Raw genomic sequence first — 23871 nt, forward strand, 5'->3', positions numbered from 1 at the left:
GGTTTTTATTTTATTCTTTAACTGTAATGACCTTCGTACCATCCGTTCCCCCTATAATTAAAAGGTCTGTCATATCGGTGAAAAGACCGGTTTCCACCACGCCTAATAGTTGTTTTAGTTGAGTGTGGAGGGAAGCAGGCTGGTGAATGGTTGAAAAGTGGCAATCTACAATATAGTTTCCGTTATTGGATACGAAAGTTTCTCCATCTTTTTTTCGTAAAATGGGTGTCCCCCCTAAGCTTTCAATGGCTTTAACCGATACTTCCCATCCAAAGGGAATCACTTCCACCGGGAGGGGAAAGGATCCGAGCCTCGAGACTAATTTCGATTCGTCGACGACGACAATGAACTTCTTCGTCAAGGAATCGACAAATTTTTCCCTTAAAAGGGCGCCTCCTCCCCCTTTTATCAAGTTGAACTCAGGATCCACTTCATCTGCACCATCAATGGAAATGTCTAACTCACTGACTTCAGAGAAGCTGGTCAAGGGAATCCCGGCTTTTCTAGCCAACTTCTCTGTTTCAGTAGAAGATGGAATGGCCTTGATTTGTAATCCTTCTGATACAAGCTCCCCTAATTTCTGAATCGAGTAGTATACTGTCGTTCCGGACCCGAGCCCGACAACCATCCCGTCCTGTACATATTCTGCTGCTTTTTCTCCGGCCTGTTTCTTTTTCAGGTTATCCACATAATCGCTCCTTTCGTTAATGATAATAGTTTTACTAAGCATTCTATACTAGAATAAACATGAAAGAAAGAAGGAGAGATCGTATGATAAGATTCGGTGTCATTGGAACCAATTGGATTACTGACCGCTTTATACAAGCGGCAGAAAGAGTGGAGGGATTTCATTTAGAGGCTGTTTATTCAAGGAAGGAAGAACGGGCGAAAGCATTTGCTGAAACACATAATATCAACCGTTGTTTTACGGATATACAGGAGATGGCAAATAAAGAATATATTGATGCCGTCTATATAGCCAGTCCGAATTCTTTTCATGCAAGCCAGGCGATCACATTTATGAATAATGGCATTCACGTATTGTGTGAAAAGCCTTTGGCTTCGAATGAAAAGGAAGTTCAGCAAATGATTGCGTCTGCAAAGGACAACAATGTACTACTGATGGAAGCGGTCAGGACTACTTTCCTGCCTAACTTTCACGTCTTGAGAGAGAAACTTCCTACACTGGGTGTCATAAGGAAAGTCAATGTGAGCTGCTGTAAATATTCTTCAAGGTACGATGCCTATAAAGAAGGCAGGGTATTGAATGCGTTCAACCCGGATTTTTCTAATGGAGCCCTGATGGATTTGGGTGTATATTGCCTTTATCCCATGATCGTTTTATTTGGAGAACCAGAGGAAGTAACGGCAACTGGGATCATGCTGGATTCAGGTGTTGATGGTTCTGGAACAGTCATCATGAAATACGATGAAATGGAAGTGGTGTCCACTTTCTCGAAGATTTCGAATACGCACATCCCTACTGAAATCCAGGGGGAAGCCGGAACCGTCACCATCGATCAAATAGGTGAGTTCAGTAAACTGACGTTTTATTATCATAACGGAGAAAAATCTGTTTATACTCAAAAAGAGGACTTCCCTCACATGTATTATGAAATCAATGAATTTGTTTCCATCATCAATAATGGTGAGGAATACGAATCTGCCATTAATTCTTATGAGCATTCTCTAATCAACTCGAGGGTGATGGATAAAGCGAGAAAGCAGACTGGATTGGTATTTCCGGCAGATCGTATTTGATGGGTCGTGATGCTCATTGAGTGACTGAGAAAAGGGAGAGAGCCTATGAAAAAGGTATTAAAATGGACAGTGATTCTACTTCTGGCGGTGATTATTGTCGTTTTTCTGGCATTTTATATTTGGTCAGAACAAACGTATTCAGCCACGGAGAAATTGACGAAGACAGTCAAAATAGAGGAAGACCCGTTGATTGAAGAAGAAAATGATTGGCTTGTTTTTAAAAGTGAAGATTCAAATGGGAAAGGCGTAATACTTTATCCCGGAGCAAAAGTGGAAGTGGAGGCTTATGGGTATATCGGTAAGTCTTTAGCCGATAAGGGATACACCGTCGTCATCCCCAAGATGCCCTTTCATATCGCTTTCTTCGGAATGAATGAAGCTGAAAAGATTATCAGTGATTTCGATGAAAAGCTTGAGTGGTATCTGTCCGGTCACTCGTTGGGAGGTGTGGCCGCGGCATCGTATACCTATGATCATCAAGATGAGGTGAAAGGTGTCATATTCCTGGCGTCCTATCCAACGAAGTCAGCGGATTTCTCCAAGGGGGATATGCGGGTCCTCAGCATATATGCAGAGAACGATGGTCTCACAACAGGGGATGACATTGAAAAAAGTAAGAAGTTATTACCTTCTAATGCTGCCTTCCATAAAATTGAAGGAGGCAACCATGCGGGGTTCGGTGTTTACGGTCCTCAAAAAGGTGACAAGAAAGCGAGTATTTCCGTGTGGAAACAGCAGGATGAAATCATACAGGTGATGGATAATTGGATGAGGGAGAACTAACCCTTATCGTGCCGCTTGAGACAAACTCAAGCGGCCTTTTTTGATCCCCGAATAAAGGATAATGGACGTGGCAGGTCGTATATGTCATGGTGAAGGGAGAGATAGAAATGGAGTTTATATATGTATTAAAGTTGATTCCACGCTTGTATCAAGAAGAAAATTGGACGGCCGTGGATGAAGGAATTGTGCAACGTCATTTCGAACGGCTGAAAGAATTGACGGACAGCGGGACAGTGATCCTTGCAGGCAGAACATTAAATGAAGAGGAAAATGCCTTTGGAATCGTAGTGTTTGAAGCAGACGACGAGAAACAGGCAAAAGCATTCATGGAAGAGGATCCCGCCGTGAAAGAAGGCATCATGACAGCCGAACTATTCCCCTATCGGGTGGCTCTTCTAAGAAAAAATCAACATGTCATAGACTAGGAGATAAAGAATGGAAAAGTGGATTCAAGAACTATTTACAGAGGATGTATTAAAGGATGCAGCTTCACGTTTCGGCTGTGGCACAAGTCACGCAAAGAAGCTTGGTGATTTCGAAAACTATGTGTATGAGGTGCACAGGGGAGAGGTTCCCTATATCCTCCGCCTGACCCACAGTTCCCATCGTTCCAAAGAGGAAGTGGAAGCTGAATTGCATTGGATCAATTACTTACATAAACATGGGGTGAATGTTTCACTCGTGAATGATTCAGAAGCAGGAAATCTAGTAGAAGTCCTGGAGACGGGGGATACACGTTTCTTTGTGTGTTTATTTGACAAAGCTCCGGGTGCTCCTGTGAAAATCAATGACCCGTTATTTAATGATGTACTATTCTACAAATGGGGAAAACTCACAGGGCATATGCATAGGGTCACCAAAGGGTACAAACTGGATGAAAACAGCCGTAAGCGATGGGATTTGGATGACGTTCTGGATTACGAGAAATATCTGACGTCAGAGGAAGACAAGGATATCATTGAAAAAGGCCGTCTTAACAAAGAAACGATCAGGGGCTTCGATGAAACATCTGATAGCTTTGGACTCATTCATTCAGATATCCATCCGGGAAACTTTTTCTATCACGATGGTGATCTTCATGTATTCGACTTTGATGACAGTACACAATTCTATTTTGTAAGTGATGTAGCGATTCCGCTGTATTATTCGGTATGGTGGAAGTTCAGGAATGAATCCCTTGAAACCCGCAGTGAATTCGGTGAAAGATTCCTCACTGCGTTTCTTAAAGGATATAAAACAGAGTGTGAAATCGGAGACGAATGGATCAAGCGCATTCCCCATTTCCTGCTTCTCAGGGATCTGACCCTGTACTCCGTCTTCCATAAGAAATGGGATCTATCTCATTTATCGGAAGGTGAAGAGTCATTGTTGTCTCAAATCAGGAATCGATTGCACCACGATGAACCGATCGTAGACTTGGATTATGAAGAGATCCTCACTGACGTAAGGACAACATGATATGGGCTTTATTGATTACCGGAGGCATCATCGGGGGAATGGTCAGGCTGATGAAGTCGACATTCAAGAGTGGATACGGAATGTCGGATGACCTGTTTGAGAAGCCGGAGTATGTGAAAACGTGCATTCATTGTCATAAGAAAGTTCCAAAGGATTATTCAAAGTCCCTCTGTCCCCACTGCGGGAGGCTGGTGGAATGAGGAAAGACTTAAAGGTGTCGGCCTTTAAGTCTTTTTTTTATATGGAAGGGGGAAACATTTATTTGAGGAAGAAAGTTTGGTATGATGCTAAAGACTGTTTACATACAATTAAGAGGTGATTGAAATGAATAAAACCATAGGATTCATTGGATGCGGAAATATGGCAAAGGCCATTATGGGAGGCATATTGCAATCAGGGCTCGTAGATGAACGTTCGGTTCGTGCAAGCGCCCGGACAGTAGACACCATTGAGAGAGTGGAAGCACAATTCGGGGTGAAGGCGACGAAAGACAACCAGAGTGTAGCGGCCTTTTCAGATATCGTCTTCCTGGCAGTGAAACCTGATCAATACTTGGAGCTGATCGAAGAAATCAGAGATGCTCTGAAAAAGGATGCCATCATCATTACGATTGCAGCCGGAATCACGATTGATTGGATGGAAGAGCAGATTTCCCCTTCTGCCAAAATCGTACGGACGATGCCGAATACACCATCTCTTGTAGGTGAAGGAATGACGGCATACTGTGTGAATGGGAATGTGGACGATAAGGACCTTGAAGCCGTGCAAGCAATCCTCGAGAGCTTCGGTAAAGCGGAAAAGGTGGATGAAAGTATGATGGATGCCATCCCTGCCGTAAGTGGATCATCCCCTGCATACGTGTTTATGTTCATCGAAGCACTTGCCGATGGAGCGGTCCTACAGGGCATTCCGAGGAGTCTTGCGTATCAGCTGGCATCACAGGCCGTGCTTGGTGCTGCAAAGATGGTCCTTGAAACCGGTTCTCATCCCGGAGAGCTGAAAGATGCTGTTTGTTCACCCGGTGGAGCAACGATTGAAGCAGTGGCGGAACTTGAGAAACATCAGTTTAAAGGAGCTGTATTATCGGCCATGGAAGCATGTGGGCGAAAATCGAAATCGTTGGGAGAATAAGGCCAGACAGAGGTGCTTTTAAATTCATATAGGTAAAAAAATAAAAATTTTTAACTTGATATTTGTACATACAAATGAGTATATGTTATTATTTGTACATACAAATAAGGAGTGGGAAAATATGAAAACATTAGTATTGGTTGGACACCCAAACATTGAACAATCCAGAATGAATAAAGCCTGGGCGGATCGACTTGAAAAAGAAGAGAACGTCACTGTCCGTCATTTATATAAAGAATACCCCGACATGAAAATCGATGTAGAGAGAGAACAAAATCTGCTGTTAGAACATGACCGCATCGTCTTTCAATTTCCTTTTTTCTGGTACAGTACACCCGCGATTTTAAAAGAATGGCAGGATAAAGTACTTGAATTCGGTTGGGCATACGGTTCGGCGGGGACTAAGCTACATGGGAAGGAATTTCTGGTTGTCACATCAACTGGTGGTCCTTCCGGTGCTTACCGATCAGGAGGCTTTAATCATTATTCCATGAGTGAACTTCTGAAACCATTACAGGCAACGGCTAACCTGACCGGGATGAGATTCTTACCTAGTTATGTGGAGCATGGCGTCAGGGTATTAAATGATGAAGAAGTCGCTGATTCTGCCGAAAAAGTGGCCGGTTATGTGGTGGATGAGGATTTGAAGAGAGGTCGATAGGGCGGGGGGATATGAAATCAAGTATGGTATGTGATTTAATGGTAAAAGACGCGTTGACTAGGAAAATGACGCAATTATCATAAGAAATGACGCAATCACCAACCATAATGACGCAAATCGTTCTGAACATATCTCCCTTTAAAATGAATGATAGGACTGACACGGTGAATATCATTGAAAATAGCATTCTCCAAGAATCATTAGTGTTATAAAGGGCAGTTTTCCCTTAAAAGCCCATGAATTGGCGCGCTAATGAAACGTAATGAGTCTTCCTCACTTATTCTAGAGGTCCGTCCCTCTATAAAAAAACTGCCTCAGTAGCAAATCTACTTTGGCAGTTTTTTTAATGGGTTCTGAATTCTACTGTGATGATGGCTGTGACGGATATCTGGCCGGGCTGGACGGCTGTATTTTCGTCGGCTGCTTTTAGATAGGCGGCGTTCATGAAAGGAACTGGCGCGGGACGGGATTGTTCCGTAATGGATTTTGGTTGTGGATTAAGCTGCTGATTTGATTGGCCTGATAATGTGAGTGCCTTTTGATATGCCTCTTGATAGGCTAAAGCGAGAGCCTGTTGGTAGGTTTCAATGGGATTCGACTGGACGAATTGAATGTTTTCTATTCGATTTGCTCCACTCTTGATAGCATCATCAATGATCGTTCCTACATTTTCTATTGATTTAACAGTGACCTTGAATACTTGTCGGACTTCATAACCGGTGAACGTTTGTTTCCCATCCTCAAAATTGTATTGTGGAAATACTTGATAGCTGGAGGTCTGGATATCCTGTTGCTGCACGCCGTTGTTTATAAGGGACTGAACGACCTGGCTTGATAGTTGCTGATTCTTACTTTGAGCAACTTCAAGCTCTTTATCATTCGTCACAATACCTATTGATACGACGGCTTGATCAGGCTCCACATATAGTGTATGTTCCCCACTTACGGTTATGGTTCCATTGGATTGTTGGGATCTATAGTATGGGTAGGAGTGCATCCCGGAACCTACACACACGTAAAGGATTCAATTTTATCCAGATCGATGCCGAAGTAAACCCAGGTGAACCCGATCCATCTCCATCCAGCAATGGAGCGGCGTCCGACAAAGACGGGGTAGAACCAGAAGGAATCTCTTCTCAGCCATATATAGGTGTACCGGAATAAGCATCTTCTGATGGCGCCAGGATCGACTGCAAATACACCGGGTCCACCCTGCGTCCCTTGAAGTGACGTCTTTTGCGGTTGGAAGTTCGGTGGTGGGCCGGGTGGTGGTTGATTTTGTCCGCCCTGCCCGCCAGAAGGGGGTGGTGAGCTTGGCGCACCTTGGCCTCCGCCAGGAAATCCGGGCATGCCAGGGAAACCTCCTCCACCACTGCCTTGACCGCCTCCTGGAAATCCGGGGATACCCGGAAAACCTCCTCCGGACCCCTGTCCTCCACCAGGAAAGCCGGGAAATCCGCCGCCGGATCCTCCGCCAGGCAAGCCGGGGAATAATTGTCTGTGATCGTACATAGAAGAACCTCCTCATAAAGAATTCTCTTTATCTTATGAGGAGGAGGAATGGGCGTGCGTGTCTGATTCATCAGACCTGGTGATGAATCAGTATGATTCCATCGCTGTTTTCATTACGTTTTTCAACGTTTCTGCTGAATGGATGAACTGCGCTTTTTCTTTTTTATTCAAGGGGAGTTCGACGACTTTACGGATCCCCTCCCGATTGATGATGGCAGGGACACCGATGAAAATATCCTCCTGATCATACTCTCCTTCGAGGAGTGCTGATACGGTAAGGATGCTGTTTTCATTATTAAAGATCGCTCTGGTAATCCTGGCAAGCCCCATGGCGATGCCATAATAGGTGGCCCCTTTACGTTCGATGATATGGTAGGCAGCGTCCCTGACATTCACAAAGATGTCTTCGAGTTCTTGTTGGACAGTTTCCTTATTCATATCGATCAGTTCGTTTAACTGGCTTGCACCTATGGTTGCATGACTCCATACAGGGAATTCTGTGTCACCGTGTTCTCCCATGATATAGGCATGGATGTTTCGTGTGTCAATATCAAAGTGCTCTCCCACTAAGTAGCGGAGTCTCGCGGTATCAAGAATGGTCCCGGATCCGATTACTCTTTCTTTCGGCAGCCCGGAAAACTTCCATGTGGCATACGTCAAGATGTCGACAGGGTTTGTCGCCACCAGGAAGATCCCGTTGAAACCACTCTTCATGACAGAGTCTACAATGTTCTTAAAGATCTTTACATTCTTTTCGACAAGGTCCAGACGGGTTTCACCGGGCTGCTGGTTTGCCCCGGCAGTGATGACGACCAAATCAGCATCTTTACAATCACTGTAATCCCCTGCAGAAATCTTCATTGGAGAAGCAAAAGCGAGACCGTGATTTAAATCACGTGCATCCCCGTCGGCTTTTTCTTTATTCAAATCGATCATGACCAGCTCGTGGGCAATTCCCTGGTTAAGAAGAGCGAAGGCATAGCTTGAGCCAACCAAACCTGTACCGATTAAAGCTACTTTGTTTGTGCATTTGATTGTCATACGTCATCACCTATCCACTAATTATTTTGTTTTATCCAGAAAGAATGGATCCTGCTGGATAAACAGATGATTCCAGAAATACGTTAACATGTATATTGTGAAATACTTCACAATATGATCATAACATGTTTTACATAAATATTCTATTCTTAAATCATCTTATCACACATTTATGTGAAATGTTTCACAAATATGTCATATAGAGAGGGACGGACCTTGATTCCTAGGACCTGGTCCTAGGAATCAAGGTCCGTCCCTCCTAAAAGAAGGGTTTTTCTTGTTTGTGATGAATGTATAGGGGAAGAGGTGTGTGAATGGAGGTGTGTGTATGAATGTGATAAGTGGGGCTTTGAATGTACGTCCGTTGGAAGATAAGGATAAGTACACGCTTTCGAGGTGGTTATCGAATCCGGAGGTGTTGGAATTTTATGAAGGCAGGGACCGTCCTTTCACTATACAGTTGGTGGAGGAGAAATTCCTTTCGGACAGGGGTGTCATGAGCTGTCTTGTGGAGTATGAAGGGAATGAAGTCGGTTATCTTCAGTATTATCAGCTTGATCATGAAACGATGATTCGTTACGGATATACCAATCTCGATGAAGTGATTTACGGTACAGATCAATTCATTGGTGAAACGGAGTATTGGAACAAGGGAGTCGGGACACAGCTCATCCGTGCAGTGGTAGAGTATTTGCTGCAGAAGGAAGGCGTCCACCGCCTGGTGATGGATCCGATGACATGGAACACAAGAGCGATTCGCTGTTATGAGAAATGTGGATACAGTAAGGCAAGAATATTGCGGGAGCACGAGCTCCATGAAGGGAAATATCATGATGCCTGGTTGATGGAGTTCATTCCCGAGTAACTGGGAGTTTAAATATGAAAAGAAAATAGAATAAGCGGTTGCTTTAAGAGAGACAGGTAAATACGAAGCTCCCATAGAAAGATGGAGGGCACTGATCAAACTGGAATTGGGAATGGGTTCTAAATGGGATGTACTTATTATTATTATGAAGAAGCCCTTCGTTTGGGCGTGGACGCAAGAAACATGCAAGGTGCCTATCTTGGTTTAGGAAGTACATACAGAATGTGGGGAAATGTATGCCGAGAGTCAAAAAGTATTTCAAGTTGGAATCCGGCCATCCTCTGATAACCATGCAGGGAAAGTCTTTTATTCTATGACTTTGTATAATTTGAGGGAGTATTAGAAAGCCATGGACTTTTGGACTTAGTATTGATAAGTGTAAGTCAAACTTCTCATGATCCTGACATCAAAGCCTTTCAGAAGGGAAATTCTTACTATGCCAGCCGCTTAGAAGAAGTGTGGACTCAATAAAGATGAAAAATCGGAAAGGGAACGATATGAAAACCTATTTATATTTAGTCAGGCACGCACATTCTGTTTATACTCCTGATGAACTGAACAGGCCGTTATCAGAACGGGGCATGCAAGATGCACATAAACTGACAAATAAGCTGGAAAATGAACAAATCGAAGTTGTTTGTTCCAGCCCGTATAAAAGAGCTGTACAAACCGTGGAAGGGTTGGCGAATAACCATGACATTCTCCTCGTTGAGGGATTTAAAGAGAGGTTATTATCTTCACATCCTGTTGATGACTTTGACGCAGCCATTACAAAGGTTTGGGAAAACCCCTCCTTTTCGTTTAAAGGGGGAGAATCGAATCTCTTTGCCCAGGAAAGAGGGGTAAAGGCCACATTGGCATTGCTGGAAAAATATAAAGGGAAAAGGGTGGCCATCGGTACACATGGTAATATCATGACGCTTATCATGAATCATTTTGATAAGCGATATGACTACTGTTTTTGGAAAGAACTTGAAATGCCGGATGTGTATAAGCTTACCTTCGAGGAAGACAAACTATTGAATGTAGAAAAAGCTGTGTGAGAATCTCACGCAGCTTTTTCAATTCTACCGATAATTGAATAGGAATCGGTTAACCACTGGTATAAGTAGCAGCAAGATGGCGATGAACGATACAAACACCGCTCCTGCCCAATTCCCATCTTTCCATACCAGTTTCGCAAACTTGAAGGTGTAAAGGGAAATCAGAATGATCACTACATACAGAAAAAAGTACACTGCCAAACCCCCATCAATCTCTAATTTTCTCGAGGCTTCTCGGTCTTAAATGTTTTCCGAATTGATCCAGCTTAATATGGAATCTGACATCCACATCCGCATCGGGATAGGATTTCATCCAATCATAGTCTTTGTAGGAATCTAAGGTTAAGAAATGCTTTCTTCCTGCTAAATACCATTTAAAGGGCTCTCCACCTAATTCCTGGGTTTTCTTAATGAATTTTTTACTGATTTCTTCATATCTTTCTTGCAAATGTTCATCCAGTATTTCTTGCTTATGGATGTCCTCGACGTAATTGATGGCACTTGGAATAGAAAGAATCGTAATGGACATCCAAACATCCACTTGGATGGTTGGGGAGGGCTCTGAAACATCTACTCGGACCTTCGTACTGATATTCCTTGCGTTCCCGACAACTCTATAAGTTTCATCCAATGGGTCAGGAAATGAGAAACGCATTTGTTGCGGTTTTTTCCCACCGGTCAAGACCGAAGTCAGCCTGATTTCTTCTCCGGTGAATGTATCTATCATCTTTCCATTTTTGAAGACTCCTCCTCCGATCATCTGAGTAGGCGTTCCTCCTTTTTTATCAAGCTGGCCGGAAAGAATATTGTCCTCATTCAATGTATTCTTTGCTTCGCCTTTGATTCCGGTTGAATAAATGCTGAGGGAAAGACCCGCATCTTCTTCTGTTTCCGTTAAAAACTGGTGATAAGTCGAAGGAGGAACCATGGCGATTGTTTCCCATCTCCTTGACATGAAATCATAAAATTTATGCGGGCTCGTTTCAAATGCAGGTTTATTGCTTCTGAGATAATCTTCCGCCCTTTCCTTCGACACAATCATATACATATCCCTTCTGACCTCCGGATCCCTTGCCAATGTGCTGATTAAAGGAAGAAACTCCTTGGACCTTGCAAATTCTTCCCCCACGATCATGGCCTTCGTATGGAAGAAATTGATCTTCCTGGTTTCAGATGCGTTTAGCAAGTATTTGGCAGTGATCAGATCCGGAGCCTGGATGGTGATCGTTCGCTCTTCTTGCTGGTTAGATGGTTGACTGCCCGGACTTCCGGCAGCAGGGTCTGCCAGCTGAAAGGTAACAACGAGACCTTCTCCTTCAACCGGTTTGTCCAATCCGATGACCAGAACAAAACCTGCTTCTTCAATTTCAATCTTATTGGCACACCCACCTAGAAATATGGCAAAAGCAACAAACAGAAGCTTAATTTTTTTCACTTTTGAAAACCTCTTTTCCTTTTGCCACAAGATAAATGAATATAGGAATGAAGAAAAGCAGGAGAGAACTGGATGTCAAAATGAAATCTCCCCGAAGATAAAGCATATTCTTGATGTTATTCTCAGGCATGATCCCAATGATCACGGTCAGGGCTGCCAAGGGGAGTAATAACGGTTCGAATTCCTTGATTTTAAGAGTCGCAGATAAGACTAAAGCAGAAATGTACAAATAAAATGAAAAGCGAATGATGCTCGCGACACTCCAAAAAGCAAAGAACAATGATTCAATATTAGAAACAAACCGCCCAAGTTTAATCATCCGTAAAATTTCATGAAACGGATAGGCAATGAATTCAAAGGTTGGGTAATCGAAGAAAGCAATGAAAAAGGCAAAGAATAACGATAGTTCTAAAACCGCCAAGCCATATCCGATGAGAATTCCCTTTCTAAAGGCAGGGTAGCCTTTGACGAAGGGGAAGATCATGGCCATGTATAAAATATCGCCCGATATGGATGAGTACTTTACCCCTTCCATCACTAACGGTTTGAGTCCGGGACCGAGTATGGGGAAAAGGTGTTGGAAATAGAGTTTGTTCCACAATAAGATGATGGCAAAAAGCAATGAGAATTTTATATAAGGAATGCAGATCCATGCGGTACGTCCAATGGCCAACAATCCCCGATTCGCTAAATAGTAGGAGGCCCCTACTAGAAGGATGTAAAACGAGAGGTTTGTTGATTCCTGAAAATACATGGATGTGATAATATCCACATATCCCCTTGTATTGACAATCGTAGAAGAAAAGGCTATCAGAAATAATAACATTCCTATCAGAAATCCAATATACTTTCCTGTCACCTGAAAGGCAACCTCAATAAGATTGATCTCCCCGAATTTTTTGACCAGGGAAAGAATGGCTGATAGGGGAACGACAAAGCTGACCGCGGATATAACCGGAATCATCCATGTGGCAGTAGTCGTCTCTTTAAACAGGATGGTTGCTGTCATATCTGTAAACTTGATTCCCAGAATCAGTAAGATAATCGCAATGAATTCCCTTGTCCTTATCCTCCGATCCTCTTTCATAAGCATGGATCATTTCCTCCTTTCAGGCTTTTTCATGCGCTGCGCATCGGATGGCCAAAGGTTCTTTGGACGAATCCATTCTTTCCAGACGACTCTTCTGAACAGCATATCACTGGATGATTCATAATGGGGGGCCATTGGAGATAAGAAAGGCACATCGAATGAAGTGACGGAAGTCAAATATCCGATACTGACAGTCAAACAGACGGCAATACCGAAAAACCCCCATATGCTCGCAAACAAGAGAAAGATATAGGTGGATAAGCGAACCATATAATTTAGAGAAAGGTTGGGGATGGCAAATGAAGCCAGTCCCGTAATGGCGATGACTATGACCAGGATCGGACTGATAATACTCGCTTCAACGGCAGCCTGGCCCAATATCAGGGCCCCTACAATCCCAATGGTGGGGCCAATCGGCGTTGGTACCCGTATGCCTCCTTCCCGGATCAATTCAAATGCACCAAGAAGGAGTAACAATTCCAGAATGGCTGGGAAAGGGACTTCTTCCCGTGTGGCAGAAATGGCCAATGCCAGGTCGGTCGGCAGCATTTCGATATGATAGTTGGTTGCAGCAATATAGATGGCAGGAGTCAATGCTGTAATGAAGATCGAGATAATTCGCAACAACCGTGAAAAGTTTCCGTAAAGCCATCTGGAGTAATGTTCTTCCGGTGTATGAAAGAAGGACCAGAATGTGACGGGAAGGACCAGGCAGCTTGGTGAGCTGTCCATGAGCAGGATGACGTGCCCTTCGTTTAGAAAGGAAACGGCGCGATCGGGTCTTTCCGTATATAGGATGGTGGGAACGATGGAATAAGGCCGTTCTTCCAAGTGTTGTTCCAAAATGCCTAAATTTAATATTTCATCGGTTTTAATCTGATTAAGGCGCTTTTTTATTTTCTCTATCAATGAGGGATTGACAATCTCATTCATATAAAGGATCCCAATATTACTGATACCTCTCTCGCCGACTTGAACATATTCTGTCAATAAATTCTTTGAACGGAGTTGTTTGCGAATAAGTGAAATATTGGTGCTGATAGACTCCACAAACGCTTCTTTCGGCCCCTTTAACACATTTTCATCCTGGGGCTTATCTACACTCCTTTTTTCAAATGAAACCGTACTGATCACGAAGGCTGCGTCCTCTTCGTCCATCACGAGTATGGTATTCCCCATCAGAATTCCATTCACTACATTTGCCAAGTCCTTCTCACATTGAATGGAGGAAGGAGGGAGGTTGTTTTTCAGTACATCCAGTAGAGTAGCATCGTTCTCCATTTTTTCCAGTTTCATTAAAGAAGGAATCAGGATTTTTTCAAGGGTTTCGTTGTCGTACATCCCATTTAAAAAATACAGGACACCTTTTTTATGTATGTTCGGTATATATAACTCTCTTTTGTTCAGATCCTGATTAATAGGATAAGTGAACATTTTTTCGATGTATTGCGTATTTTCCTTTAAATGATGTTGAACTGGTTTATTCCCGTTTGATTCAATCATTCTCCCACCCCCGTGTACCCATAGGGTGGTGTAATAAACTCTTATTTATGTATCGAAGCAGATAAAAAAGACCGTTCACGGTGAACGGTCTTTCAATTATCTTAATGAGGCAGGAATGCCAGCTGATAGAAGAATAGGACAGCAAAGATATAAACAAGGGGATGTACTTGCTTCCATTGTCCTTTCACTACTTTAAGCAATGGATAAGAAATGAAACCTAGTGCGATTCCTGTCGCGATGCTTGAAGTTAAAGGCATACTCAGGATGATCAGGAATGCCGGAAATGCTTCATCCAACTCGTCCCATTTGATTTGCGCAATGCTTCCCATCATCAAACTGCCGACAATGATGAGTGCTGGAGCCGTAATGGCAGAAATGCCCGATACGGCACTGACGAGTGGCCCGAAGAAGGCCGAAGCAATAAATAGAATCGAAACCGTCAAGGTCGTTAATCCCGTTCTTCCCCCTGCAGAAACCCCTGCTGAGGATTCGATGTAGGCAGATGTCGGACTGGTACCGAACATCGCACCGATTGTTGTTGCAACGGAGTCGGCCAAAAGTGCCTGGCGGGCTCTTGGGAGTGTATTCCCCTTCATCAGTCCCGCTTGCTGAGCCACTCCGACCATCGTTCCTGTCGTATCAAAGATGGTGACAAGCAAGAAAGAGAAGACAACAGCATATAATCCATAATGGAAGACATCAGCAAATGCCGTAACTGGATTTGCTACCATCAGTCCTTCAGGTAAATGGGGGATGGCAACGAAGCCTTCTTTAAATGACAGGTCTCCTGTGAAGTAGGCAATCACTCCAGTGACGATCATTCCGATAAATAGGGCACCATGGACATTCAGGACCATTAGGATCAGGGTCACAGCCAGTCCGGTAAGGGCAAGGAGTGCTGAATGAGAGTGAAGATCACCCAGCTGCACTAAATTCGTAGGATGTGCCTGAATCAATCCTGTCAGACGCAGACCGATGAAGGCAATGAACAAACCGATTCCTGCCGTAATCCCGTGTTTCAGATTTTGAGGGATGGCTTCGATCAATTTTTTCCGTAAAGGTGTTAAAGAAAGAAGAATAAAGACGATACCTGCAACAAATACCGCAGAGAAAGCAACGATATACGATATATCATCATGTGCTCCAACTACTGAGTAAGTGAAATAAGCATTCAACCCCATACCCGGTGCGATGGCAATCGGATAATTTGCGAATAGTGCCATCCATAGTGTTCCGGCGACAGCCGATATGATGGTAGCTAAGAATACTTGATCAAACGGGACGCCCGCATCGGATAAAATAATGGGATTGACAATCACGATATACACCATCGTCAGGAATGTAGTGATCCCTGCCAGAATTTCCGTTTTTGGGTTCGTGCCGTGTTCCTTTAATTTAAACATCGTAAAACCTCCAATAAAAACGAACATTAAAAACACGCAACTTCTATAATATTCGGTAATAGAATGGATTTCAATAGAAAAGGCCGAAAAAATTTTAAGAAAATATCTTGAAACCCCTTCCAAACCACATTCATTTTCGATAAGATGTTATCAATTATAGAGGAATCAGTTTCTATAATGCCCTTGCACTGATTGCTTTACTACCCAAAAGATGATATTTCTCAAAGAAAGGGGCGGTGCTAACGTGTATACCCAACTGAAAAACAAGCCTATTTCTGAACAGATTGAACTCATTACACGATCCCTGGTCGCTCTCAAAAGTTATAACGGATCAACAGGGGAAAGTGAAAAAGCCCGATTTATATACGAGTTGATTTCTTCATTTCCTTATTTCCAGGAACATCCTGATCAAGTCTGGCTCCAGGAGGTCCCGAATGATCCAATCGGAAGGAAGAATGTATTTGCCCTTGTGAAAGGAAATTCTTCTAAAACGGTATTATTCCATGCTCACTACGATACGGTGGGGACAGATGATTATGGTGCACTTCAGGATATGGCCCATGATCCCGACTTTCTTCAAAAGTTCTTCATGGATTATGAAGGAGAGGAAAAAGTGAAGGAAGATGCCCTTTCCGGAAATTGGCTGTTTGGAAGAGGGGCTTTGGATATGCAAAGCGGTATTGCCGTCCATTTAGCCAATTTATTGTTTCACACTGGTGAAAAAGTGCCGGATGGGAATCTGCTCTTCCTTTTCAATGGAGACGAAGAGAGTGAACATGCCGGTATGATTGCCGCACTAAGCGATCTCTACAGATTAAAAGAAGATGGATTCGATTACCTGGCTGCCATCAATACGGATTTCATCTCGCCTATTTATGACGGTGATTGCAAGCGATATATTTACACAGGAGCTGCCGGTAAGCTTCTGCCCAGTTTCTATATATATGGTAGGGAAGCGCATGTTGGCGATGTACTGACATCGATAGACCCGACCGTGATTGCTTCGAAGATCAATCTCGAAATCAATCAAAATCTCGATTATCTTGAGGACATTCCGGGAGAGTTCACCCTACCGCCCTCTTGCCTTTATTTCAAGGATGATAAGCATACGTATAATGTTCAGACGCCTCTCAGCGCTTCCCTTTACTTCAACTATTTTGTATACGAAAGAACGGCGAGAGAAGTGTTGTACGACATGAAAAAAGTAGCGTTGAAAGTAGTTAGTGAAATGGAAGATCGAAGCAAAAAGCAATTTGAACAATATCGAAAGTATCACGGTTTCCCTGAAAGGGAATTCTCGTGGGAAGTGGAAGTACTGACCATGAGGGAGTATATGTTCTGGCTGAAAGAAAGAGGGATCGATCCTGATCCCGTCCTGAAAAAGATCTTTCATGATATGAATGGGGAAGACCGGCGGACCATCGCTTATGCCATGGTGGAAGCCCTTCAGCACCTAGATCCTGACCGGACCCCAAGAGTCATCCTTTTCTTTGCCCCGCCTTTTTTACCTCATAACTTCGTCAATGAAGAAAATGAATACGGTAAAAAGGTGAGAGAAGTACTGGGAGTATGCTTGAAGGATATTTCAGATGAAACAGGTGAAGAATTCGTCATTAAACGGTTCTTTCCATATCTGGCAGATGGCAGCTTCCTTTCTCTTCATGAAGAAGATGAAGATATTGAAGTGTTCAAGAAGAACCTGCCCTTGATCGACCAGCTGTATCCAGTGCCCATCGACATGATCAGAAAGCTGAATATCCCCTCCATCAACATAGGAGTATACGGCAAAGATGGTCACCAATGGACAGAGAGAGTGTATAAACCATATACGTTCTCAGTACTTCCGGAGATCATTCAACGCGTGACGAGGGATTTATTGAAAATATGATGGGATAGAATAAGAGAGGGAGGTAATTCGCTTTGCGATTTGTCTCCCTTTTTTTATTTACAGCTTACAGCGAAGTTTGGAATTTGCAATTATTGTAATTCGGCTGGATAAATAACGAAAACGGCTGGATTTTTACCTGGATTGGCTGAATTATTAATAATTTTCGCCTGATCATGTAGAAAAACGGCCGGATTATTGGTGATTTCGGCTGGAATCACTTGGATACCGGTGAGATCTGGCCCGATAAATATTAAACTGGAATTTCTAATTTCACTGTGTGTGTTACAAATGTTCACCAGCTTACCTGGAATTGTCACAAAAAGGTCAATCCTACATGATGCATGATGGGAGCAAGTTTACTATAATGGAGATATAAATTTGTGAAGTATTTCACTAACTTTTAACTTTTGGAGTTGAGAGCAGAGATGAAAGAGCTTAATCAATTCGCTAAAAAGCAGAGATTATCCATTATGACGCTTTATGGAACGTCCATATTGATGGGGGGAGTCGTAGTTGGACAGGCGTACTTGCTCGTTAGCGTAGTCAATAGCATGTTTATCGAGAATCTTGAGTTCCGGGAAATCCTCCCGATGCTTGGGGCTTTGCTTCTTATTCTAACAGGGAGAGCTATCCTATCCTATATCAATGGACGCACAGGTATCAGAATGGCATCAAATGTGAAGAGGGATTTAAGGAACAGGCTCTTAATGAAATGGTCAAACAATCCTCTTCAAGCATCGATCCATGGCCAATCGGGTCAAAAGGTCAGTACGATGATGGATGCGGTCGATGGGTTAGATGGATACTACAGTCAGTATTTACCTCAGAGAATCCAAACGACACTTGTACCATTGATCCTTCTGATCACGATTTTTACGGAGCATGTTTATACAGGGTTGATCATGGTGGTTACGGCTCCATTCATTCCTTTGTTTATGGCGATCATCGGCGTCATGACCAAGAAGAAATCTGAGAAGCAGATGGACAAGTTGACGGCATTTTCAGGGAAGTTCCTCGATACTCTTCAAGGGTTGGTTACTTTGAAGCTATTGGGGAGGGGGACCCGGCAGAAAGAGGTGATCCGATCTAGTAGTCTGGACTTTCGGGAAGCGACCATGGCCGTCCTGAAGACTGCTTTCTTATCATCCTTGATGCTTGAATTCATCTCCATGTTAAGCATTGGTCTGATTGCCCTGGAGGTAGGGTTAAGGTTGGTCGTCTTCGAGAGTATTTCATTCTACACGGCATTCTTCGTCCTTGTCCTGGCACCTGAATTCTATCTGTCGTTAAAAGAGCTTGGAAACGCTTTTCATACCGGCCGTGGAAGTATGGGCGCCGCCAAGAAGGTCTTGGAGGAGCTGCAAGAAAAGGATCAGCCGGTCAGATGGGGAGAGAAAGAAATCGTATCAAATGGCAATACGCCCACAATCGAATTGAGGAACCTTGGATTTTCCTATGGTGAAAAAGGATATGCCGTTGAGGGGATCACAGCCGTCATTCCACCTGGAAGCCAAGTGGCAATTGTCGGTCAAAGTGGTGCGGGTAAGACAACGCTCCTGCATCTGATTGCGGGACTTCTTGAGCCATCTGGGGGAGATCTTCTTTTGAATGGACGCCCAAAAAGCGAATACAGAGAAAAAGACTGGTTTGATCAATTGAGTTACATTTCTCAGAATCCATATCTCTTCTCTGGGACGATAGCTGAGAATATAGCCATAGGTGGAAACGGCTCGGTGACCCGTGAAGAAATTGAATATGCGGCTGAGAAAGCAGGGATTTCTGAAATGATAGCAGGTCTTGAGAAGGGATATGAAACACGGATCGGGGAAGCCGGCAGAGGTCTTTCCGGTGGAGAAAAACAGCGCATTGCCATTGCAAGGGCATTTCTCAAAGGTCCGTCCCTCATCTTGTTTGATGAACCGACTACCGGACTGGATTTGCGGACTGAGCAGATTCTACAGTCCTCGCTGGAAGAGTTGTCTAAGGGGGCTACAGTCATTACGGTAGCGCACCGTCTTCATACGATACGGAAAGCGGATCACATTCTGTTGTTGGATAAAGGAAAAGCAGCGGGACTCGGGAATCATGAAGAACTCATGAGGTCCGTCCCTCACTATCGGGATATGGTGACTGTGCAGAGAGGGGTGAGAGTGTAGATGAAGGAATTGGGGTTTGTCGTAAAGTTGATGTTGAAGGAAAAGAAGGATATTGTGTATTCCGTCCTATTGGGTTTTCTGGCTGGACTTACCTCGGTTGGCCTGTTTGCTTCCAGCGGCTATTTAATCTCAAAAGCGGCTTTGGAGGTCCCTCTTTATGCGTTGACCGTGATGATTGCCCTTTTGAAACTGTTCGGTTTTACAAAGGCATTGAGCCGGTATGGGGAGCGCTATTTCTCCCATAGGGCTACGTTTACAATCCTGGCGAACTTGCGGGTATCCATTTATGAAAAAATAGAGCCGCTAACACCGGGGATATTCTCTCGATATCGAAGCGGGGACTTACTTTCACGTATCGTAGGGGACGTAGAGAGCCTGCAGAATTTCTTTCTTCGCGTTTTTTACCCACCAATTATACTGGTGATGGTGTTCTTAAGTACTATATTTTTTACGATGTATTATTCTTTGTTCGTTGCAATGATCCTCCTCATGGGTCTATTATTGACAGGGCTGATTGTACCATCCTTATTTGCATGGAAACAAAGAAGTATCAAAACAAACGTGCGTGAAAGCCGGGGGGAATTATCCACCGAAGTGACGGAATTCCTCCACGGTTTCAGGGACTTGAAGATATATCAGAGATTGGAGGGGAAGGAGAGAAATCTTGCCCGGGCCGCATCCACATATGTGAACGAGCAAGAACGGGAGAGCATTTTTTCTCTTTTTAGTCATTCAACCAACATCCTGATTTCCCTGTTCATATCATGGACGGTTCTGGCAATAGGGGCGTATTCCGTCGCCACGGATCAACTGGATGGGATCTTCCTCGCAATGCTCGTCATGATTTCCTTGACTGTATTTGAAAATGCGACGCCAATGGCAATCCTCCCAACCCATTATGAAGATTCACGCCGAGCTCAAGGCCGGCTATCTGCCATTCATAATGGAGGAAAAATCAAGAGGGACGGACCTTCAACCGGTCGGCGACTTGAGGGGGTTCCTCCTTCTTTCAGCTTGAAGGATGTAAGCTTTACCTTTCATGGAGAGGGAAAAAAGGCATTGGATGGAGTGACTCTCGACCTGCCGGCAGGCTCGAAAACAGCGATTGTAGGACCTTCGGGATCAGGGAAGTCGACATTGCTTCAATTATTATTAAACTTTTACTCACCAGATCAAGGAGCGGTATTCGTAAATGATGTTTCCTTAAAAGATATAGATCAAGAGTCCTTGTGGGAACATACCAATGTGGTTCTTCAAGAAAACCATTTCTTCTACGGGACAGTGAAGGATAATCTTATGCTGGTGAGTGACGATCTGACAGACGGCGAATTGGAATCGGTATTAGCTATCGTGAAACTGGATCATTTCTCATTAGAAGATGAAGTATTAGAAAAAGGGGAGAATCTATCCGGTGGAGAAAGACAGCGTCTCGCGATTGCCAGGGCCCTGCTGAAAGGGTCACCGATTTGGATGCTCGATGAGCCGACATCTTCCGTTGACCCGTTAATGGATAAAGAACTCTTTCATCATCTACATGCAGTGGCGAAAGATGACACACTGATCCTCATTAGTCATAAGTTGACCGGCCTTGAAGAGATGGACCAGATCATCGTCATGGATCATGGAAGCATTGTGGAGTATGGAAGCTATGAGGAGCTTATTAGGAAAAAAGGATACTTCTATGAGATGAAGCAGATTGAGCAAAGCGTACTGTTTTAGCATATTGAAAAAGCCACACCCTGTACGGATGTGGCTTTTTCATGTTCATGAGTTTATTCTGCCCAATCGATTAAATTACGTATATCTAAACGATCGGATTTACGCGCTTTTTGAAGAGGTTTTCCGATTGTAATCAACATGATTGGGATATAGCGGTCAGACACGCTGAATTCTGAAACGAGTGCTGCCGGATTGAAGCCGCCGATCGGGCAAGTGTCCCAACCTTTCGCTTTCGCTGCAAGCATGAATTGCATGGCTGCAAGGGAAGCATTACTGAATGCAGCATCCCGGGGATATTCTTCGCGGCTGTATGCCCCATCGATTTGTTTTTTCAAAACGTCTTTGATCTCGGCCGTCATTTCTCCTTTTTCAATGGCTGGATCAAAGACTGGGTCGATGTTTTTGTTGGCTTCCAGGTCACCCAGGATCGCCACAACTGCAGAAGCATCCTGTACCTGTTGCTGGTAATAAGCTATAGGAAGCAAGCGTTCCTGCACTTCTTTTTGATCAAATACAAGGAACTTCCACTGTTGAAGATTCCAGGCAGATGGAGCTTTCCCTGCGGTTTCGAGCAGGCTGACTAATTCCTCGCGTGGGATCTCCACCTGAGGGTCGTACACTTTCGTTGAGCGGCGTTCGTCGACGATTTGAAAGAAATTATCCATGGTAATGCCTCCTTGATGTTTAAAAAAGTGTTATAATATGGTATATATTTGTATGTTACTTACTTTTTGTAAGTGGGTGGGCAATATGAACAATATAACCGACGATGCTTGTTGCGTCAAGGGAAAAAGATGTAGGATGTGTGAACGAAATGGAAACGAAATTATGTCCGAAATATGCCAATGCCTTTGAGTTACTGGGTAAGCGGTGGATCGGGATGATCATAAAGGTATTATTTGACGGAACCTGCCGTTTTAAAGATATAAATGAAAGAATACCAAATATCAGTCAAAAGGTATTGACGGACAGATTGAAGGAATTGGAAGATCGTGGAATCATTTGCCGTGAGGTGATTGATGAAAAGCCTGTGAAAGTCCTATACAGTTTGACCAATAAAGGAAAAGAGTTGGAACCTGTCATGGATGCGGTCCAGGTTTGGGCAGTGAAATGGATAAAATAAAAGCCTGCTTCACATGAAAGCAGGCAACCAGAGTTAGTTCAGGGTCTTATTGTATATATTTTCTAGTGGATCCTCCTGATCTTGGGGAGTATAGAAATGGATGGGCTTTAATGCAGCGTAACTTCCTCCTATGATAATGATACAAAGCAGGGGTAGATACAGAAAACCGAGCATGAGAATAGCCTCCTTGTCATGTTTTAGGGTCTTAATGTAGTAATCGATCCCTTTACATGTTTAACTCTAAAGTGTGAAACGCGTTTCAGAGCAAGCGTCTTTACATATTTATTTTCACATATTGCCAGTTAGGGGAATGTATATGACAAATATCAGGAGTATCGCGAAGCTTGCAGGGGTTTCTGTTTCGACGGTATCCAGGGTCTTAAATGATCATCCGTATGTGAAAGAAGAGAAACGACGGAAGGTGCTTGATGCTGTCGAGAGGTTGAATTATATAAAAAACGCCAATGCCGTTCATTTATCAAAAGGGAAAACCTATAGTATAGGAGTGATTTTACCTTATTTGAATCTTCCTTACTTCGGAGAGATTCTCCAGGGCATCGCGGGGGAAGCGTTAAAACACGGGTATCATCTTCAACTCTTCCAGACGAACTATGACAGAGGAGCAGAACTAGATGCCTTTCATCGCTTGCAGATGAAGGAAGTGGATGGATTGATCCTCACTTCACGCTCCAATTCACTCGAAGTTTTGGCGCCGTTCATCGGCCCCAACGTCGTTCTCTGTGAAAATGTATCAGAGGCAAAGTATAAAAAAGTGTTCATCAATCACTATCAGGGAATCAGAAGCGGCGTAGAATACCTCCACTCAAAGGGGCATTCACGGATCGGGCTGTGCCTGCACCGTACGTTTGGAACGAATAGTGAGGAGCGGATCAGAGGTTTCTACGACAGCTCGGAAGCCGCCGCTATCCATCCGGTCTGTGAGGACTGGATCTTCAACGACTGCTATGATCTTCAAGATGGTAGGGATGTATTGGATGCCTGGGAACGTCTGGGGGATAGACCTACTGCCCTGATTGTAACGAGCGATCAAGTATCCGCAGGCATGGTGGCTGAGGCGGGGAAAAAGTCCATCAGGATACCGAAGGATCTGGCCATCCTCAGCTTTGATAACCACCCTCTTGCAGATGCCCTCGGTATCACCTCCTTTGAAGTACCGATAAGGAAATTGGGGGAAGAGGCATTTAAACTTTTCCTGCAGGAAGAACATCCTGATCCGGTAATACTTGACACAAAGTTATTTGAAAGGGGAACCGTATAACTGTCACCCATCATGAGAGG

General features: G+C 43.8%; 25 protein-coding genes. 14 read left to right on the plus strand and 11 right to left on the minus strand.

Annotated elements, in window-relative coordinates; translation table 11 throughout:
* Positions 1-10 precede the first annotated feature (10 nt).
* Entirely contained in the window at positions 11-688 is a 678-nt protein-coding gene (gene rpiA / locus KYJ26_RS02885; protein ID WP_308807538.1) for a ribose-5-phosphate isomerase RpiA, read from the minus strand.
* Between the two features lie 83 nt (positions 689-771).
* Between rpiA and KYJ26_RS02890 the strand changes: the two genes are divergently transcribed.
* The 7 genes from KYJ26_RS02890 to KYJ26_RS02920 all read left to right on the plus strand — a co-directional run bounded on the left by KYJ26_RS02890 (position 772) and on the right by KYJ26_RS02920 (position 5794).
* Entirely contained in the window at positions 772-1761 is a 990-nt protein-coding gene (locus tag KYJ26_RS02890; RefSeq protein ID WP_219165822.1) for a Gfo/Idh/MocA family protein, read from the plus strand.
* Between the two features lie 45 nt (positions 1762-1806).
* Positions 1807-2544, plus strand: a complete 738-nt coding sequence (locus tag KYJ26_RS02895) for an alpha/beta hydrolase (protein ID WP_219165823.1) — start codon at positions 1807-1809, stop codon at positions 2542-2544.
* A gap of 107 nt (positions 2545-2651) precedes the next feature.
* A complete protein-coding gene (locus KYJ26_RS02900; RefSeq protein ID WP_219165824.1) occupies positions 2652-2969 on the plus strand; it encodes a YciI family protein in 318 nt (105 codons plus the stop codon).
* 10 nt (positions 2970-2979) lie between these two features.
* Positions 2980-4002, plus strand: coding sequence for a phosphotransferase enzyme family protein (locus tag KYJ26_RS02905; RefSeq protein ID WP_219165825.1), 1023 nt, complete (start codon positions 2980-2982; stop codon positions 4000-4002).
* Positions 3999-4202 carry a hypothetical protein gene (locus tag KYJ26_RS02910; RefSeq protein WP_219165826.1) on the plus strand — a complete coding sequence of 68 codons (204 nt, stop codon included), beginning with the start codon at positions 3999-4001 and terminating at the stop codon, positions 4200-4202. Before KYJ26_RS02905 ends, KYJ26_RS02910 begins: the two co-directional genes overlap by 4 nt.
* 124 nt (positions 4203-4326) lie before the next feature.
* The gene (proC, locus tag KYJ26_RS02915) at positions 4327-5133 is read left to right on the plus strand and encodes a pyrroline-5-carboxylate reductase (RefSeq protein ID WP_219165827.1); all 807 of its coding nucleotides are present in this window, start codon (positions 4327-4329) and stop codon (positions 5131-5133) included.
* Positions 5134-5254: 121 nt separating this feature from the next.
* Entirely contained in the window at positions 5255-5794 is a 540-nt protein-coding gene (locus tag KYJ26_RS02920; RefSeq protein WP_219165828.1) for an NAD(P)H-dependent oxidoreductase, read from the plus strand.
* Between the two features lie 343 nt (positions 5795-6137).
* Here the strand turns inward: KYJ26_RS02920 and KYJ26_RS02925 are convergent, their stop codons facing one another.
* From KYJ26_RS02925 to KYJ26_RS02935, 3 genes are all read right to left on the minus strand, one after another.
* Positions 6138-6791 (minus strand): SIMPL domain-containing protein, encoded by a 654-nt coding sequence (locus KYJ26_RS02925; RefSeq protein WP_219165829.1) that lies wholly within the window; start codon positions 6789-6791, stop codon positions 6138-6140.
* 8 nt (positions 6792-6799) lie between these two features.
* On the minus strand, positions 6800-7306 hold the full coding sequence (locus tag KYJ26_RS02930; RefSeq protein WP_219165830.1) for a hypothetical protein: 507 nt from the start codon (positions 7304-7306) through the stop codon (positions 6800-6802).
* 87 nt (positions 7307-7393) lie between these two features.
* The gene (locus tag KYJ26_RS02935; protein WP_219165831.1) at positions 7394-8347 is read right to left on the minus strand and encodes an L-lactate dehydrogenase; all 954 of its coding nucleotides are present in this window, start codon (positions 8345-8347) and stop codon (positions 7394-7396) included.
* A 328-nt stretch (positions 8348-8675) separates the two neighbouring features.
* Between KYJ26_RS02935 and KYJ26_RS02940 the strand changes: the two genes are divergently transcribed.
* Together KYJ26_RS02940 and KYJ26_RS02945 are read left to right on the plus strand one after the other, a co-directional pair.
* Positions 8676-9212 carry a GNAT family N-acetyltransferase gene (locus KYJ26_RS02940; RefSeq protein WP_219165832.1) on the plus strand — a complete coding sequence of 179 codons (537 nt, stop codon included), beginning with the start codon at positions 8676-8678 and terminating at the stop codon, positions 9210-9212.
* A gap of 473 nt (positions 9213-9685) precedes the next feature.
* Complete coding sequence (locus tag KYJ26_RS02945) at positions 9686-10255, plus strand: histidine phosphatase family protein (protein WP_257474858.1); 570 nt, start codon at positions 9686-9688, stop codon at positions 10253-10255.
* A 24-nt stretch (positions 10256-10279) separates the two neighbouring features.
* Here KYJ26_RS02945 and KYJ26_RS02950 read toward each other — a convergent pair whose 3' ends face one another.
* From KYJ26_RS02950 to KYJ26_RS02970, 5 genes are all read right to left on the minus strand, one after another.
* The gene (locus KYJ26_RS02950) at positions 10280-10450 is read right to left on the minus strand and encodes a hypothetical protein (RefSeq protein ID WP_219165833.1); all 171 of its coding nucleotides are present in this window, start codon (positions 10448-10450) and stop codon (positions 10280-10282) included.
* Positions 10451-10463: 13 nt separating this feature from the next.
* A complete protein-coding gene (locus tag KYJ26_RS02955) occupies positions 10464-11690 on the minus strand; it encodes a Ger(x)C family spore germination protein (protein ID WP_219165834.1) in 1227 nt (408 codons plus the stop codon).
* Positions 11677-12783: a GerAB/ArcD/ProY family transporter gene (locus KYJ26_RS02960; RefSeq protein ID WP_219165835.1), complete on the minus strand. Its 1107-nt coding sequence runs from the start codon at positions 12781-12783 to the stop codon at positions 11677-11679. Before KYJ26_RS02960 ends, KYJ26_RS02955 begins: the two co-directional genes overlap by 14 nt.
* Before the next feature lie 3 nt (positions 12784-12786).
* Complete coding sequence (locus KYJ26_RS02965; RefSeq protein ID WP_219165836.1) at positions 12787-14283, minus strand: spore germination protein; 1497 nt, start codon at positions 14281-14283, stop codon at positions 12787-12789.
* A 101-nt stretch (positions 14284-14384) separates the two neighbouring features.
* Positions 14385-15686, minus strand: coding sequence for an NCS2 family permease (locus KYJ26_RS02970; RefSeq protein ID WP_219165837.1), 1302 nt, complete (start codon positions 15684-15686; stop codon positions 14385-14387).
* Positions 15687-15930: 244 nt separating this feature from the next.
* Between KYJ26_RS02970 and KYJ26_RS02975 the strand changes: the two genes are divergently transcribed.
* Positions 15931-17574 carry a M20/M25/M40 family metallo-hydrolase gene (locus KYJ26_RS02975; RefSeq protein WP_308807539.1) on the plus strand — a complete coding sequence of 548 codons (1644 nt, stop codon included), beginning with the start codon at positions 15931-15933 and terminating at the stop codon, positions 17572-17574.
* A gap of 89 nt (positions 17575-17663) precedes the next feature.
* On the opposite strand, the gene KYJ26_RS02980 is transcribed toward KYJ26_RS02975, so the two are convergent.
* Positions 17664-17891, minus strand: a complete 228-nt coding sequence (locus KYJ26_RS02980; protein ID WP_219165839.1) for a hypothetical protein — start codon at positions 17889-17891, stop codon at positions 17664-17666.
* 108 nt (positions 17892-17999) lie between these two features.
* On the opposite strand from KYJ26_RS02980, the gene cydD reads away from it, so the two are divergent.
* Positions 18000-19730 carry a thiol reductant ABC exporter subunit CydD gene (cydD, locus tag KYJ26_RS02985; protein ID WP_219165840.1) on the plus strand — a complete coding sequence of 577 codons (1731 nt, stop codon included), beginning with the start codon at positions 18000-18002 and terminating at the stop codon, positions 19728-19730.
* On the plus strand, positions 19731-21449 hold the full coding sequence (gene cydC / locus KYJ26_RS02990; RefSeq protein WP_219165841.1) for a thiol reductant ABC exporter subunit CydC: 1719 nt from the start codon (positions 19731-19733) through the stop codon (positions 21447-21449). It begins immediately after the preceding gene.
* 53 nt (positions 21450-21502) lie between these two features.
* Here the strand turns inward: cydC and KYJ26_RS02995 are convergent, their stop codons facing one another.
* Entirely contained in the window at positions 21503-22120 is a 618-nt protein-coding gene (locus KYJ26_RS02995; protein WP_219165854.1) for a nitroreductase family protein, read from the minus strand.
* Between the two features lie 143 nt (positions 22121-22263).
* Between KYJ26_RS02995 and KYJ26_RS03000 the strand changes: the two genes are divergently transcribed.
* Positions 22264-22572 carry a winged helix-turn-helix transcriptional regulator gene (locus KYJ26_RS03000; protein WP_219165842.1) on the plus strand — a complete coding sequence of 103 codons (309 nt, stop codon included), beginning with the start codon at positions 22264-22266 and terminating at the stop codon, positions 22570-22572.
* A 316-nt stretch (positions 22573-22888) separates the two neighbouring features.
* The gene (locus tag KYJ26_RS03005; RefSeq protein WP_219165843.1) at positions 22889-23851 is read left to right on the plus strand and encodes a LacI family DNA-binding transcriptional regulator; all 963 of its coding nucleotides are present in this window, start codon (positions 22889-22891) and stop codon (positions 23849-23851) included.
* The last annotated feature ends 20 nt before the right edge of the window (positions 23852-23871 follow it).

The sequence above is a fragment of the Rossellomorea orangium genome, assembly GCF_019334305.1.
In the GTDB taxonomy this organism is placed as follows: Bacteria; Bacillota; Bacilli; order Bacillales; family Bacillaceae_B; genus Rossellomorea.

Coding starts and splice junctions, on each gene's coding strand:
- KYJ26_RS03005 (WP_219165843.1), top strand. CDS start 22,889: ATGACAAATATCAGGAGTATCGCGAAGCTTGCAGGGGTTTCTGTTTCG.
- KYJ26_RS02905 (WP_219165825.1), top strand. CDS start 2,980: ATGGAAAAGTGGATTCAAGAACTATTTACAGAGGATGTATTAAAGGAT.
- KYJ26_RS02890 (WP_219165822.1), top strand. CDS start 772: ATGATAAGATTCGGTGTCATTGGAACCAATTGGATTACTGACCGCTTT.
- KYJ26_RS02895 (WP_219165823.1), top strand. CDS start 1,807: ATGAAAAAGGTATTAAAATGGACAGTGATTCTACTTCTGGCGGTGATT.
- cydC (WP_219165841.1), top strand. CDS start 19,731: ATGAAGGAATTGGGGTTTGTCGTAAAGTTGATGTTGAAGGAAAAGAAG.
- KYJ26_RS02965 (WP_219165836.1), bottom strand. CDS start 14,283: ATGATTGAATCAAACGGGAATAAACCAGTTCAACATCATTTAAAGGAA.
- KYJ26_RS02900 (WP_219165824.1), top strand. CDS start 2,652: ATGGAGTTTATATATGTATTAAAGTTGATTCCACGCTTGTATCAAGAA.
- KYJ26_RS02940 (WP_219165832.1), top strand. CDS start 8,676: ATGAATGTGATAAGTGGGGCTTTGAATGTACGTCCGTTGGAAGATAAG.
- cydD (WP_219165840.1), top strand. CDS start 18,000: ATGAAAGAGCTTAATCAATTCGCTAAAAAGCAGAGATTATCCATTATG.
- KYJ26_RS02935 (WP_219165831.1), bottom strand. CDS start 8,347: ATGACAATCAAATGCACAAACAAAGTAGCTTTAATCGGTACAGGTTTG.
- proC (WP_219165827.1), top strand. CDS start 4,327: ATGAATAAAACCATAGGATTCATTGGATGCGGAAATATGGCAAAGGCC.
- KYJ26_RS03000 (WP_219165842.1), top strand. CDS start 22,264: ATGGAAACGAAATTATGTCCGAAATATGCCAATGCCTTTGAGTTACTG.
- KYJ26_RS02945 (WP_257474858.1), top strand. CDS start 9,686: ATGAAAAATCGGAAAGGGAACGATATGAAAACCTATTTATATTTAGTC.
- KYJ26_RS02920 (WP_219165828.1), top strand. CDS start 5,255: ATGAAAACATTAGTATTGGTTGGACACCCAAACATTGAACAATCCAGA.
- KYJ26_RS02910 (WP_219165826.1), top strand. CDS start 3,999: ATGATATGGGCTTTATTGATTACCGGAGGCATCATCGGGGGAATGGTC.
- KYJ26_RS02960 (WP_219165835.1), bottom strand. CDS start 12,783: ATGCTTATGAAAGAGGATCGGAGGATAAGGACAAGGGAATTCATTGCG.
- KYJ26_RS02925 (WP_219165829.1), bottom strand. CDS start 6,791: ATGCACTCCTACCCATACTATAGATCCCAACAATCCAATGGAACCATA.
- KYJ26_RS02970 (WP_219165837.1), bottom strand. CDS start 15,686: ATGTTTAAATTAAAGGAACACGGCACGAACCCAAAAACGGAAATTCTG.
- KYJ26_RS02930 (WP_219165830.1), bottom strand. CDS start 7,306: ATGTACGATCACAGACAATTATTCCCCGGCTTGCCTGGCGGAGGATCC.